Origin of the sequence: Candidatus Cardinium hertigii (assembly GCF_003176915.1) — a bacterium.
Classification (GTDB): domain Bacteria; phylum Bacteroidota; class Bacteroidia; order Cytophagales; family Amoebophilaceae; genus Cardinium; species Cardinium hertigii_A.
Genome location: NZ_CP029619.1, coordinates 136,968 through 152,133 on the forward strand (window position 1 = coordinate 136,968; position 15,166 = coordinate 152,133).

11 protein-coding genes and 1 pseudogene are annotated in these 15,166 nt (G+C 36.7%); 4 read left to right on the forward strand and 8 right to left on the reverse strand.

The genetic code is table 11. From position 1 onward, the window contains the following. Nucleotides 1-256 precede the first annotated feature (256 nt). The 4 genes from mfd to DK880_RS00600 all read right to left on the reverse strand — a co-directional run bounded on the left by mfd (nucleotide 257) and on the right by DK880_RS00600 (nucleotide 5,454). Nucleotides 257-3,586 carry a transcription-repair coupling factor gene (gene mfd, locus DK880_RS00585; RefSeq protein ID WP_109996916.1) on the reverse strand — a complete coding sequence of 1,110 codons (3,330 nt, stop codon included), beginning with the start codon at nucleotides 3,584-3,586 and terminating at the stop codon, nucleotides 257-259. A 335-nt stretch (nucleotides 3,587-3,921) separates the two neighbouring features. Beyond that, the gene (locus DK880_RS00590; protein WP_109996917.1) at nucleotides 3,922-4,137 is read right to left on the reverse strand and encodes a hypothetical protein; all 216 of its coding nucleotides are present in this window, start codon (nucleotides 4,135-4,137) and stop codon (nucleotides 3,922-3,924) included. A 296-nt stretch (nucleotides 4,138-4,433) separates the two neighbouring features. Next, entirely contained in the window at nucleotides 4,434-4,706 is a 273-nt protein-coding gene (locus DK880_RS00595) for a YtxH domain-containing protein (RefSeq protein ID WP_162534057.1), read from the reverse strand. Nucleotides 4,707-4,863: 157 nt separating this feature from the next. Then, the gene (locus DK880_RS00600) at nucleotides 4,864-5,454 is read right to left on the reverse strand and encodes a 50S ribosomal protein L25/general stress protein Ctc (RefSeq protein ID WP_109996919.1); all 591 of its coding nucleotides are present in this window, start codon (nucleotides 5,452-5,454) and stop codon (nucleotides 4,864-4,866) included. Between the two features lie 420 nt (nucleotides 5,455-5,874). Here DK880_RS00600 and yidD point away from each other — a divergent pair, with 420 nt between their 5' ends. Further along, nucleotides 5,875-6,168 carry a membrane protein insertion efficiency factor YidD gene (gene yidD, locus DK880_RS00605; RefSeq protein ID WP_109997688.1) on the forward strand — a complete coding sequence of 98 codons (294 nt, stop codon included), beginning with the start codon at nucleotides 5,875-5,877 and terminating at the stop codon, nucleotides 6,166-6,168. A 208-nt stretch (nucleotides 6,169-6,376) separates the two neighbouring features. Continuing rightward, entirely contained in the window at nucleotides 6,377-7,840 is a 1,464-nt protein-coding gene (locus DK880_RS00610) for a sodium:solute symporter family protein (protein ID WP_109996920.1), read from the forward strand. A gap of 88 nt (nucleotides 7,841-7,928) precedes the next feature. Here DK880_RS00610 and DK880_RS00615 read toward each other — a convergent pair whose 3' ends face one another. The 4 genes from DK880_RS00615 to DK880_RS00630 form a co-directional block, all read right to left on the reverse strand. Continuing rightward, nucleotides 7,929-9,929, reverse strand: coding sequence for a ComEC/Rec2 family competence protein (locus DK880_RS00615; protein ID WP_109996921.1), 2,001 nt, complete (start codon nucleotides 9,927-9,929; stop codon nucleotides 7,929-7,931). A gap of 170 nt (nucleotides 9,930-10,099) precedes the next feature. Then, nucleotides 10,100-10,864 carry a metal ABC transporter ATP-binding protein gene (locus tag DK880_RS00620; RefSeq protein WP_109996922.1) on the reverse strand — a complete coding sequence of 255 codons (765 nt, stop codon included), beginning with the start codon at nucleotides 10,862-10,864 and terminating at the stop codon, nucleotides 10,100-10,102. A gap of 2 nt (nucleotides 10,865-10,866) precedes the next feature. Then, a complete protein-coding gene (locus DK880_RS00625) occupies nucleotides 10,867-11,811 on the reverse strand; it encodes a metal ABC transporter solute-binding protein, Zn/Mn family (protein ID WP_109996923.1) in 945 nt (314 codons plus the stop codon). 96 nt (nucleotides 11,812-11,907) lie between these two features. Beyond that, nucleotides 11,908-12,573: a metal-dependent transcriptional regulator gene (locus DK880_RS00630; protein WP_109996924.1), complete on the reverse strand. Its 666-nt coding sequence runs from the start codon at nucleotides 12,571-12,573 to the stop codon at nucleotides 11,908-11,910. Nucleotides 12,574-13,436: 863 nt separating this feature from the next. Here DK880_RS00630 and DK880_RS00635 point away from each other — a divergent pair. After that, a pseudogene (locus DK880_RS00635) lies at nucleotides 13,437-13,832 on the forward strand (pseudouridine synthase domain-containing protein); the annotation flags it as partial. 208 nt (nucleotides 13,833-14,040) lie between these two features. Beyond that, nucleotides 14,041-15,162, forward strand: a complete 1,122-nt coding sequence (locus DK880_RS00640; protein ID WP_109996926.1) for a hypothetical protein — start codon at nucleotides 14,041-14,043, stop codon at nucleotides 15,160-15,162. The last annotated feature ends 4 nt before the right edge of the window (nucleotides 15,163-15,166 follow it).

Sequence of the window (15,166 nt, forward strand, 5' to 3'; positions counted from 1 at the left end):
TGTCTCTCCCCTTAGCTGTCTCTCCCCTTAGCTGTCTCTCCCCTTAGCTACCTCTCCCCCTTTTAAGTGCCCCCTTTTTAAATGATGCACAGTATGAAAGTACAAAATCCAAACTGTTATAATTGTTCTTAAAGGTAAGAATTTTTAAATAAAAATATACTGAATATGTAAAAAATGGAGCATTAGCAGCAAGGTATAGAATGTATTATTGCCTTCTAAATCAAAACTAAAAATATAATGCTCACCTTATTTGGATTCAAGTTGCTTTAACCAATAGATCAACGAGCAGTTCCTTTGCATCCCTAACAGTAGAAATAGGTTTAGTAATGGTAAGCATTACACTATTCGCTAACTTTCTTAGCTGGCAGCTGCTTGGGTATTGCTGTATATATTGGATGAGCTGTTCCCAGATGGTAGGATTCCTTTTTTGGAAATCCGCTCCTACATGACAAGACAATGTTTGGCATTTGAACACCAATCTTTGAAAACCCATACGCTGTGCCAGCCACCGCAGCTGTAGTGTTTCCAATAGAACTTCCGTAGCAGCAGGGAGCGGTCCAAACCTATCTACTAATTCCTCTTTAAATTGGGTTAATTGGGTATTATCTTTAATTCCATTTAATCTTGTATAAAGCATCATACGGTGTGCTGTGTTCTGTACATATTCAGCTGGTAACAATGCTTCACAATCTGTTTCAATAGAACAGTCATTATACACTTCTTTTTTTTGTAAATCACTCTCAAATAATGACTCGAAATCAGCACACTTAACTTCTGTTACGGCTTCTTCTAGGATTTTACAATACGTTTCAAAACCAATATCTGTTATAAAGCCACTTTGCGCTGCACCTAGTAGGTCTCCCGTACCACGTATATCTAGATCACTCATGGCCAATTTAAAACCATCTCCCAATGCGGAAAATTCTTCTAATGCACGGAGTCTTAATTTTGCTTCTGAGCTAAGCAGCTTATCTGGTGGAATCAATAGGTAACAAAAAGCTTGAATATTGGAGCGACCTACCCTTCCACGCATTTGATGCAAATCAGCAAGACCTAAAAGATGGCTATCATTAATAATAATGGTATTAACATTAGGCATATCCATTCCAGACTCTATAATACTTGTAGCTACCAGGATATCATATTTTCCTGTTATAAACTGTCCTATTTTTGCTTCTAGTAGAGATCCTGCCATTTGTCCATGTGCTATACAAATACGTGCAGTAGGCAGCCATAGAGATAACTCCTGGGCAGTTATATGAATGGTACTGATCTTATTGTGTATAAAAAAAACCTGTCCATTACGTATTATTTCTGCTTCTATCGCTTGTTTGATAACTTTAGCATTAAAATATTGCAGCTGTGTTTGTATAGGACGCCTATTGGAAGGTGGCGTCATAAGGATACTTAAATCTCTTGCCCCCATAAGAGAAAAATGAAGGGTACGTGGAATAGGTGTTGCTGTTAGGGTTAAGGTATCTATATTTAAACGCAACTGTTTTAATTTTTCTTTGGCCATTACACCAAATTTCTGTTCTTCGTCGATGATGAGCAACCCCAAATCTTTAAACCGCACCTGCTTTGTCAATAGCTTATGTGTGCCAATCAGTATATGGATCTTACCAGAAGCTGTATCAGCTAATGTTTGTTGTATTTCTTGTTTTGTTTTAAAGCGGTTGATGTAGCTTACTTGTATAGGAAAATCAGCAAGCCTATGAATAAAGGAATTGTAATGCTGTAAAGCTAAAATGGTTGTAGGTACTAGAACAGCTACCTGCTTACCCTGTATGGCTGCTTTAAAAGCAGCACGAATAGCTATTTCCGTTTTGCCAAACCCTACGTCTCCACAAATAAGTCTATCCATGGGACTAGAGCGCTCCATATCTTCTTTTACAGCTGCAATAGCTAATGCTTGGTCAGCTGTTTCTTCGTAAGGGAAAGAAGCAGACAATGCCATATCTAAAGGGGTATCTTTTGAAAAAGCAAACCCTACTGTTTGCTTGCGTTTTGCATAAAGCGTTATGAGTTCCTTCGCAACATCTTTAATCTCTTTTTTAACGGCATTTTTTTTATTTTTCCAGGCGGAGGTACCTAACTTATGCATGTTTACGGGTTCCCCCCCTTTGGCACTGTATTTGTTTACTTTATATAGCTCCTGTACATTTACGTAAATAGTATCATTATTTTTATAAATTAATCGAATTGCTTCTTGTTTATGCCCATTAATAGCTAAAGTATGCAGACCAGCAAATCGACCAATCCCATGATCCATGTGCACCACGTAATCCCCGACCTGAAAATTTTTACCCCCCTCCATAGGCACTGTTTTTGTTAAAGGGTAGTGTTTAGGTGAGGAAGGTGTATAATATCTGTTAAAAAATTGATGCTCTGTATAGCAAACCACCTTAGCGCTATGATCGATATAACCGGATCGCAAACCAATAATCAGCGGTATAAAGTGTGGTTGGGGTTCTTTTTCCTCTAAAATAGTATTAATCCGTTCTAATTGCCCCATCGTAGTGGCTGTAATAAATACCTTATAGTTATTCTGGTTCCACTTATAGAGGTCCTTAGCTAAGCGGTCAAAATTTTGTTTAAAAAGAGGCTGTGGTTCGGCAGCATACGCTAGGTTTGTTGCGTTCGTGCTATCGGGAACCATCGTTTTTTCTGATTCAAAATGGATTTGCCGAAAAGCAGTCAGGGAGGTTAATAAACTTTCTGCGCTTTCATACGGGACAGTAGTTGTAGCTACGGGTTGCGTAGCATAATAGTTATGCCATTCTTGTAGCTGATGTAAAACTTTGCTTGGGTTTTTAATCCAAATACAGCTTCCATTCGGTAAACAGCTGGTAAAAGAAGTATAAGCTATACCCTTTCTCTGCTGGAGAATAGCTTGATTGGAGGCAATAGTTGTATGGGTGATTTCTTTAAAAGATTTCTGATCTTTAGGATTAAAAATACGAATATTAGCAACCTGATCCCCCCATAATTCTATTCGGCAGGGTAATGATTGGGTAGCTGAATAAATATCTACAATGCCCCCACGTATGGCAAATTGGCCTTCACTAGAAACAAAATCTACTTTTATAAACTGTTGCTCTTTAAGTACTTTTTCTATTGTCTGGATTGATAGGATTTGCCCAATGCTTATAGGGTAAGCCTTTTTATGTAAAAGAGAGGGTTCTATAATTTTCTCAAAGAGAGCTGCCACAGAGGCAACCACTACCGAAACAGATTGTTGTGCATTGATAGCATGAATAATTTCTGTTCGCTTATGCTGAATATTTTTAGCTGTTTCTTCTGAAGCAACTTCGGTTATACTATCAGGCAGCCACCGGACAGCATAAGGTGCCATTAGATGCCTACAATCATTGTAAACCTCTAATGCTTCTTCTTTATGCTCCGTTACAACCAATTGTATTTGCTTGCAATTGTATTGCAACGCTGTGATCAATAAGGCATCTAAGCTCCCTGTAACACCTTGTATAGAGCATACTTTATTTGATGCTGGCTCTATTGGGTAGGCAGTTAACGCTGTTATGACTGTGTTTTTTTGGTATAGTGCTATAAGATCGTTGATAACCAAAATGCTATAGTTAGTTATTAAAAGACACCCTATGTAAAGGGCATGCGAGCAACAATAATGTGAATTAAATGCTGAATTGTATGCTACAAGAGCCAATAAAGGAAGCTGCTCTTACAAGCCAGCAACTATAAAAAAATAAAGCTATACCACAGACTCGCTGCGTAAAATAAAAGTACCCCCCTTACCATTGGCTTGGCCATCTCCCCCTCAAACTTGTCTTCGTACAGCCATTGCTTCATCTCACTGACCTATTTTAGGTACTCCTTTTTATTTGCGCATCCGGTACCATTTAAGCGTTTAAATCGCTTCATGAAACTAACCTCAATTTTTTATACTTACATACAACCCAATAGGACCGCCTTAAAATACAAGGTCGATAAAGTTTCTAATAGCAACTTCAATAAAGGCCGAATGACAGTCTTTATTGAAATCCTTTGTAACCAGCTATAAAAAGATTCCTTCCATTTTTTATTTTGTGCATCTGGTATAAGATGCCATACCAAAACCCCTCCTAGGAGCGCCCCCCATAGCAACAAGCCTCTTTTAGTCATAACTTATTAAGCATCAGTATATAACAATAAATAATCCTAAAGCAGCAGCAATAATACACGCACAAAACGCTTTATCGTTGCCTTTCCATCTATGTACACGCTTCATCTTTCCATGATTGGCTATGCCCCTAACTCTGTCCTCTGATGATACCTCCTTGCCTACCATTACATACAACGGAGCCCCTTACCCTACTTAGGGATTTTCCCTCTACTTAGATACCCATCCCTAAAGGTAAGAACTGTATCGTAAGGGCATAACACCCCGGCTCCTGAGACTCCATTGCGCATACAATTTACTATAAATCTTTTACGGTATTTTTAACTGTTTCTACAGAACTTTTAACATTATCCATGGCTTTTTCAGAACTGCTTCTAAAGCCACCTGCAAACAATTTTGCTCTATTGTTAACAGCCTTTGTTATAGCTCTTTTCGTTTCATCACAAACCAAAACGCCCAATATAATACCTATTACAGAGCCAAATAGGATACCTACTATAAAGTAAGACAAATTTCTATACACTATCATCATTTGTTTTTCATTTAAAATATTTAAATAAGCTATCTTCACCTATCCTCCCTTTACTTTCAACCTTAGCAATTAACTTAATAAAATTAAAAATAAAAACAATTAAGCGCACCCTTTCTTCTTTAAGCTGCCTTGTAAGATAACATAAAAGCCTTCCTCTTACAAGGTTATAAGGCGCTAATTGTACAATCTCTCCTCATTAGGCTTTTTTACTTTTTTTCTCTTCTTTGCTTGCTGCACTACGCAATGCCCTTGGAATCTCAACAGAAGCTATTGGCGTATGCGGTAATGTCAAAATAGTATAGTTTTTTGCTGGAATTTGGTGCACGCGCACAATTTGACCTAAATCAAGTGCAGAAACATCTACTTCTATAACAGAAGGCATTTCTTGTGGAAAAGAAGCAACCGTTAACTTTCTTTCTTTCTTAGAAAGGATTCCCCCCTTTGTTACACCTACCGCTTTACCAACGAATGCAATAGGAATTTGCATTTTTATTTTTTTGTTTTCTACAATTTGCAAAAAATCCACATGAAGTATCATTTCACTAACAGGATGAAACTGTATATCCTGTAGAATACACCGGTAAACACTTCCCTCAATATTTAGATCCACAAAATGCGCATAGGGCGTATAAACTAAATTACGCAAAAGTGCCATAGGCACATAAAAATGTAAGGAGGTATCCCTTCCATATAAAACCCCAGGTACTTCCGCTCCTATTCGTAATTTTTTAGAATCGGCTTTACCAAGATTGGTTCTCTTATACCCTAATATCTCTATTATTTCCATTCTCTTTATCTAAAATTATTTGCTCATTGACGTTATACCCCAAGGCAATCTACCTTATCCTCTGCAGCATCAATCTTTCTATCAATAGAACCCTATATTTAAAACCAATACCTTGTTGCATAAGGATTGCAAACAGATACATCCTCTTAATTGTATGCAGTTATTAAAAATAGCAGTTCTTAAGTAATTTAACTAACTTATACCATAAATTCCCTACATAAATAGACAAGAACCTTACCAAGTTAACATATAAAAACTTAATTAAAAAGCATCTAATTAAATAGACAAACTGCTACTCATACCACACAACATACTTTTTATGTTTTATGTTATAGCAGTAGTTAATGAGAAATTAGAATACTATCCAATTATAAAATGAGGGACCCTACTTTAGTAACTACTTTTTTATACACTATCCCTATGCAAAAACAGCTATCAAGTTATCTTATTCGAATAGGCATACAAAACCCTATAACAAGCCTGCGCTCTATCTTTTACAAAGGTATTAAACTATGCTGTTGTTTCTTGATAACGTGCTATCAACAATGGATAGCTCCTTTTTTACTTCCTTGTTGCCGTTTTCAACCCAGCTGTTCGAATTACGCCAAAAAAGCTTTTGCTAATTATGGGCTCTATAAAGCCTTCTGCCTTACGGTACGTAGACTATTGCGCTGCCACCCATGGTGTAACAATGGATATGATCCACTACCCTAACCACCCATACCCCCTTCGAACCAGTCTACACAATAGAGCAATTCTATTAAACTTCTTCTTTAGCCGCTTATTATACATAATAAATAGTTAATTCGATAACAATATATTTTTGTATATTTAGCTGTATTGAGCACAGTTGCTGTGTGTTGTAACACTCTATCTAATAGTTATAAAATCAGGACCTTTTAATTTTAATGATTTATTAAGAATGATACTCCACAATAATTTACCGCTTATCATGATAGTGGCTTTTCTATTACTGACTTTAGTAATAGGGATATATTACAGTAGGAAAGTAAATACTTTTAGGGAATATGCCATAGGAAATAAGCAATTTGCTACGGCTACGTTGGTGGCTACTACGTTGGCTACAATTTATGGAGGAGCAGGGTTGCTGCGTACTGTAGAACAAGTTTATGTACAAGGGCTCTTTTGGGTACTAATTATCTCTTTTTATCCTATCTATTATTGGCTGCTGGCTCCCTTGATGTTGCGCATGGGTCTCTTTATGCAGCATCTCTCTGTAGCAGAAAGTATAGGAAGTATCTATGGAAAGGGACCTAGGTTGGTCGCTGCGTTGGCTTCCACTATTGCTTGCATTATTATCATAGCTATGCAAATTATTGCTATTACTAGAGCTATTGAGATGTGTATAAATTTGGATAATAGTGGTAACGCAAAGATAATGCAAATTACCCTAACAGTAACAGCTACTTGTATACTTATATTCTATTCTATGTTGGGCGGTATTCGTTCGGTTACTTTTACAGATGTATTACAATTTTTAATTTTTACTACTGTTATCCCTTGTACAACCTGGTTTATACTTAAGGCAACTAACCAACCAATGATCGTGGGAGCTTCTAGCCTGTACCAGGAACCCAAATTTCAGTTGGATAGCTGCTTGACTACAAATAAACTATTGGCATTAGTTTCACTTTTCTTAGCTAGGTTAACTTGTGTTTATATGCCCACTAACATTCAGCGGATCTATATGGCTTTTAACCCTATACAAGCTAGAAATCTGTTGATACATACAGGAACTTTCATGCTTATAATAAATGTATGTATAGTTTTAATAGGACTTTCCCTTTTTGTTAAGGCGCCAACATTATCAGCACTCCAAATTTGGCCCTATATATTTGAGAGCATGCCAACCATTTTTAAAGGATTCATGGCCATTAGTTTACTAGCTATGGCCATGTCTACGGCTGATTCTTATTTAAATGTTTGCTCCGTGATCGTAAGCCATGATATAATAGGCAGCATACAAACTAGCAAAGTGCTAACAGATAAATATAAACTTGTATTGGCTAGATTAACCGCTTTAACAATGGGTATATGCGCTATGCTATTGGCCTTTCATAAAAAGGATTTAATTGAATTAATGATGTCTTCTATGCATTTTTACGCTCCCACTGTAATAGCCCCTTTTTTCTTGGCATTATATGGCTTTCGGGGCAGTTCCTATACAGCCTTAATAGGCATGCTTACCGGCTTGTCAGCTATGCTAGTTTGGAATCACTGGGTCGCACCCATGACTGGTATAGATGGTACTTTCCTTTGTATGCTAGCTAACGGGCTAGCCATGTTAATGGCCCATTACCTATTGCCCCAGCCAACAGGAACTGGCTGGTTTCCTACTGATAAGTTTTACACACAAAAGCAATAAGAAAAAGTTAGGAGGGGTAACCTGAAACCCAGCTTAAAGAATGAGTAATGAGCACAATATAAACGCATTGTGAATAAAAATTAATTTTCTAGCTATTGGTAGACCAGGTGAATACTTTTTCGCTATCCGGTTGTAGCCAAATTAATTCTATACCTAATTGCTTTATTTTAGATCTAATTAAGTAATTTAATTTAGTCTTTTGCTTGCTATATACCACTACTGTTTGCAAGGTACAAACTTTAGCCAACGTATCAAGCTCCCCTAATAACTTCGGTTCTATAAGCAGATAATGTACCCTTATCTTAGCATTATGCCAATGGTACCAATCAGTGGGAATGCTACGGATTGCCCAAATAACTTTTCTATACCAAACTGCTAGCCTATAGCCGCCATAATGGCAGCTATACGGTAAATGATCTGCTCCCTGCCAATCAGAACAGTTTACACTTTCATACTTATCCCGTAACGTAAAAGCTAAGGTCTGGTTATTACGACAAATCAGCTGACAACTATTTTGTTCTTTTATAATTTTTCTTATTCGATTAAAAGAAAAAAAAGCAATACATACACTTACGATAAGGGGATAGATTAGCCTTTTATATTTAAAAAAGAAATAAGTGGCAAACAGCACAATGTAGAGCAAACAGGCTGAATAACCATTTAGCATAAAGCCATCTATCGTAGCCAAAGGCCATCTGGCTATATAAGTAACAAAACTATTGATAATGAAAATAAGTTTAGCTAAAATAAAGCCTAACAGGCTGGGTAGTATAGGCAAGTAGCTTACCACTATCCCTAATAAGCTCAGCATAAGTATGCCAAACATAGCCGGTACGACAATCCAGTTGGCCAAAATAAAATAAAGCGGAAATTGCTTAAAATAGTATAAAATGAGGGGAAGCGTGCTTAATTGAGCGGCAATAGACAGTGCAGTAGAGGCCCATATCTTCTGTAACCAATAGTTGTTGATGCGTATACTATTCTGTATAGGGCGCTGCAAGTAAAGCATCCCTAAGGTTGCCATATAAGAAAATTGAAATCCCCAATTAAACAATAAAAAAGGTTTCCATACCAATGTAATAAAAGCAGCAATAGCTAACCCATTTCCACTATTTAAGGATCTACCCATACCTAAACTTAAACGAGCCAAGGTAAGCATGATAGTAGCACGTACCATAGCAGGCGCAAAGTTACACAACCAAGCATACAGCCAAAGAATTATAAGTATAAAAACAGTGGATAAATTAAGTATTTTTCCATTATGCAACAGATAAGTTAAGGGTTTGCTTATAAACCAGTGCAGCATTCCTACATGCAAACCAGAAACAGCTAGTACATGCATGCTGCCTGTATCCGCATAAGCTTTACGTAAAACAAATGATAATGATTCCTTTGTACCAAATAGAAGTGTTTCTATAAGGGCAATTGCTTCTGTTTCTTTTACTTCTTTTCGTAAAAGTCTTCTGTAACAGTCCTGTAATATTTCTTTCCATTTTTTATTTTGTTGCTGTTCTATAAGTATAAAACAACGTTTGGTTCCTTGTAACCTTTGACGATAATTAGCCTGTGGATATATAAAGCGTTCATAGCACTTTGCTGCTGCATTACGTACCAGGGGAATCGGTTTACCTAAAATAAGCAATGTATCCCCTTCTGTTGGTTTATAGCCATATTTTTTAGAGCAATAAAGCTGTATTAAATCATTCATCCGATACCAATCGTTACGGATCTTAATATGTGTTACAGAAGCTAAACAGCTCGATGTAGCTTGAGGATATACTTTTTGAACAGTAACTTGATAAGCTATACAAAGTTGATCATTGGATAGCCATTTAGATAGGCTATTTTGTTGTCTTTCGGTTATATGCCCTATCGTATGGCTATAACTTAACATAAACATCAGCCAAAGCCCTATACCATTCGACCAAATAGAAAGAGAAGCGGCTTTTGTAGAAAGCCAAACAATAGAGAAATATAGTAGAAATCCTATAAATAAAAATAATAAGGTCATCCACAGCGCTATGGGATAGCAACAAGCCGTTATAATCCCACTTATCCAAATGAGGGTAAGACGAAAAAAGGGGAACATGGCTTTACAACATTCTTTCCGCTCAATTTATTGTAAGGTAAGTGTCAAATGTAGTATACGCTTTATTTTTGAAAAGTTAACTATGCTTTCTCCCCTCCCCTTTTTCTCCTCTCTTTTTCCAGCTGCGTAGCTTGTACAGCTGGCAGAGGAACGCTGCTAAGCGGGCTTATTTACAACGGACATCCATTGGAGTAATCCCGAAAACAAGGGAATTGGCTCCCATACGTTTTTTCTAATAGCCTAGCTGTAAATACTTCTTTAGTAGTACCCACTGCCATAAGTTTATGGTTGAGCAGTACCAACCAATCAAAATAATCATATACCGATCCCAAAGCATGGTGGACTACTACAATAGTTTTACCTGCGGCTACCATCTCTTTTAAAAGGGTAATAATGGCTTTTTCAGTAGTAATATCTATTCCTGTAAAGGGCTCATCCATAAAATATAAAGTCGCATCTTGTGCCAATGCCCTCGCTAAGAATACACGCTGCTGTTGCCCTCCCGATAGTTCTCCAATTTGACGTTTGGCCAAGTGCGCCATGCCTACTTGCTCTAAACATTGCATGGTTATGGCTTTATCATTTTTATTGGGTCGTTCAAAAAAACCCAATCTGTTATACCTACCCAAAAGGGCAATATCAAAGACAGAGGCAGGGAAATCCCAATCTACCGTTTCTTTTTGCGGTACGTAACTAATATACCTTCTTACTTTATCAATGGCCCTTCCCAATAACTTTATACTACCCGATTGATAAGCAATAAGACCCATAGCAGCTTTAAGCAAGGTAGATTTACCTGCTCCATTAGGACCTATTATCCCAATAATTTTATGGGATGGTAAGTTAAAACTTATTTCTTGCAGTACAACCTTACTATTGGCATAAGCCACTGTTAAGCCAGCTACTTCCACAATACTATTTCCCTGTTCTTTCATTTTTATTTGAGTGCATTAACGATAGCTTTTGTATTGGCCTGGATCATGCCACAGTATGTTCCTGCTGGGGTATTGGACTCATCTAATGCATCTGAGTAAAGGGATCCTCCCATCTTTACTTTGTATCCATAATGGCTGCACCCCTCCAATACCGCCCGCATAGATTTATCTGAAACAGATGTCTCAAAAAATACCGCTTTAATATTTCTCTCTAAAATAAGCTGTACAATATGGTGAATGTCTTGTAACCCACATTCAGATACAGTAGATACACCCTGTAAACCTTTCACCTCAATATCATAAGCACGCCCAAAGTATCCAAAAGCATCATGTGCTGTGATCAATACCCGCTGTGCTTTTGGAATGGATCGAATCTGCCTGGTTACTTCCTGATGCAATACTTCTAATGCTTCTAGATAAACAGCTGTATTACGCTGGTAATAAACTGCTGATTCCGGTCTTGCTTCCTGCAACTTGCTGCTAATAAAGGCAACTATTTCTTTCCACAGTTTTATATTAAACCAGATATGCGGGTCTACGCCAAGTGGAAAAACAGCCGCATCATATATCAACTGTCTGGGATCTAAAGCATCCCCTACTGCATACACTTTGCGGTTCTCAGCTATCTTTCCTAATAAATCGCTCATTTTTCCTTCTAAATAGAGACCATTATAAAAAATGATATCCGCATGGGTTAATTTTTTAACATCTTTTTGTGTAGTTTGATACGTATGCGGATCTATACCAGGCCCCATAAGACTAACCACAGAGGCATCTTCTTTTACAATATTTCTAACTGTATCTGCTAATATACTTGTAGTGGTAAGAATGGTAAACACATTGTCTGAAGTGGTATCGGCACAACTGCAAATGCATAGCAGGGATAATAAGCTAAGACAAAATCTATAGAAGTGTATACTATTGTTCTTAATACGGGTAATTAACATAGGTTCTTATATAATTTTAATTTAAATGGCATTAAATAAACTGTGTACAGTATATTAAAAAGAATAAACAGGTAATTTATAATACTTTTGCATGCACTATGGTATTAACATAATATGATCCGTTATTTTACGGGATATATTCACTTTAAAGTGATTATCAATTATTACATCCATAGATTCATCAAAATAAATTTTTTCGATAACGGTTATTTTGGTACCCAAATGGATATTTCTTTTACTAAGATATTGTAAAAAAGCGGTAGATTCATTTTTAATAGCGCTTACTATACCACTTGTTCCTTCCGTTATATCCGTAAGCAGTAGACTAGATTGAGCGACAACCTTTCCATGGGCATCTGGAATTACAATGCCATGCGGGTTGCAATAGGGATAGCCTAAAAAACTTTCTAATCGCTCTATGAGCATGTCAGAATCAATATGCTCTAATTGTTCTGCTACCTGATGAATCGCATTCCATTCAAATTTTAATTTATCCACTAAAAAAACTTCCCAAAGTAAATGTTTGCGTACGACTTTTACAGCTGACTTTTTTCCTTTATCTGTTAAACGTACCCCTTGGTATTTTTGATATACAGCAAGCCCATTGCTGTGTAATTTCTGCACCATATCGGTAACAGAAGCGGGCTTCGTATGCAAAAATTCGGAGATAGCAGTAGTTGAAACCAATACAGTATCATTGTCTTTGGAAAGAAGATAAATGGCCTTTAAATAATCTTCTTCTGTATGTGTAAGCTTTTTCATAATAACCACCCACTTATGCCACTCTTAAATCATAACAGTCAAGAACAAGTAAGATTTAAACTAATTTAAATAAATAGTAAGGCAAATCAAATAGGCACTGCTCTTATCCTAGCTAGCCCCCTACCAGATTGCTTGCTGAGCACATGTCTCAATTTCGTATTAACTAATAAATAATTTAGTAATATCTAATTATTTTACTAAGTAGTGATGTAAATGGCCCCATAAGGGAAATTCGAGCGCGATAAATATACTGATTATCAAATTTAAAAACCATATCTCATCCAACGTACATTGTATTTACCATTCCCCCCTGCTGTATGCCCTAGCTGTAGAAAAGCAGCGCATATTGTTTATGGTTGCAACAGCGGTATTTGCTTTGCCATGCATGGCAAAATATTAGTTGGAATAAATTATAAATAGGCTATAAATCAAATTATAATAAATAAAAATTAAATAAAAACTTTAATAATAATAAATGATTAGCTAGTAGAAATAGGGGCTTTGGGTAGTTTATAGGGGTATTTGGCCAAATATTATATGGTTATTGTATAATAATATCTTATAATCAATCTTAAATAGAATAAAGCTAATCTTTTTATTTAAGATCTTATTATTACTAGCTGGGTAAACTAATTTGCTTATTGTTGGCTTTGCAAAGTAGTTGGCCCAAGCTTACTGAGCTGCTGCTACGCCTAGGGGCATATCTGTGGTTATTCAATGGAATATCTTAAAAGCACTATGCCATTGAATGGCATTTATTGCGCAGCGTGTTTTTCTAAATACAAGTTGACGCTATTAAGCGTGCAGCCTAAGGTTAATGATCACTAGGCTATCCTTACATTAATAACTAACGATTAGATTATGACACAATGGACTTGCTTTTACTTACCAACGATGGGGCACTGGCCCAACAGCTGGCACACCCGTCCAGCCAAGTGCAAAAATATTACCATGTAGTATTGGATAGGACGATACAAGCCGATCACTACCATAATATTCAACAGAGTATCCTATTAGAGGATGGCTTTACTAAAGTAGATACATTAACCATAGCAGTAGACAACCCTCGTCAACTAAACGTAGCATTACATATGGGAAAAAACCGCATTGTACGAAGAATTTTTGAACATTTTGGTTATACTATTCAAAAATTGGACCGAATAAGGTATGCCCACTTTACTAAAAAAAACATACCACGTGGTAAATGGATTTTTCTGAATCCTCAAGCAGTTGCTAAGCTTAAAAGCTTAATAAAATAATCCATACTCCTATTATAACTGCTTCCATTCTTAATACGACCTTAGATATGGTAAACCATAAGGAGAAGCAGCCAGTCCACAAGCCCTAACTGATTAGTCTATTATTGCTAAAACGGATTAATTAAATTAATTGTTAAATTGAGGGGAATAAAAAAAGGAGGAATAAGGAGGAGCAAGGAATAAAGAGGAGCAAAAAAATTAAAGAAAATTGAACAAACAGAAGATAATTACAAATCAAATTTGGGGTATTGGTTTTATTGCTTATAACTTACTTTTATATACTTTATTCATTGCATCTGCATGCAACAAGCCTAAAAAAGCTAGGCCGATAGGTACTCAACCTAAAAGTGCAAACGGGAACAAAGGAGTAGTTCTCCCTATAAGCACTGCATCATCTCAAGCTGCTACTGCCCCCTCTCGACCTACTGTTACCCCAGCGCAACCTATTGCTACCCCAGCGCAACCTATTGCTATCCCAGCGCAACCTATTGCTACCCCAGCGCAACCTATTGCTACCCCAGCGCAACCTGAACGATATTTCGAAAGAAAAGGGGATCTTTTTTTTATAATGGAACGTGTTGTTAGTGGGTGTAACTCGGGATTTTGGTATAATTTTTTAGAAAAAATAAAAAGCGCTTTTAAAGTTTCTGATATTAAGCAAAAGTACAAGCACTCACAGAACTCTTTTGAAATATTTAAAAATAACTTCTATCTAATGGATATGGATAAGGATGAACTTTGGATAGCCTATGCTGCTATTGTTGAACCTAGCTCTAATCTGAATTATGATGATATAGAGATGGTAATGACAGTGTCTACTGCTAATGGGCTGCCTTTTTCAAGTCATTGGGGTATTTTTCGATCTCCCCTATTTCAGATGAACATAAATCAAAAGCTTCAAAAGCAACCGCACAAAAATATTTCCGTATCCTTACATGCCTTTGCTGCACGTACCATCTTACAGCTACATGCAGATAAAATTTATATGATCAACGCACCAGCTTTAGAAATGCGTGATATATTGATCAAGGCATTACCTGATACAGCTATTGCTATAGGGGATAACTTGCTGAAAGAAGCATGCGAAGAAGAACTAAGAAACGGAAAGTTAAGTCAAGAGAAAATACCCCTTCTAGACATGATGCAAAAGATCCCTTATCGTATCAAGAAAGAAGGTAAAAGCGGGGATGGCGATATAATCCTTTTGGACCCACAAGGGATTGAGATAAAACGTATTGATAATAAAGAAGATAAAAATAAATGGTTTCCGGAGATAATGGGAACTCCTTATATTGCCATTGATCTTAAGGCATTAGCACGAGCTGGCTAAAGAA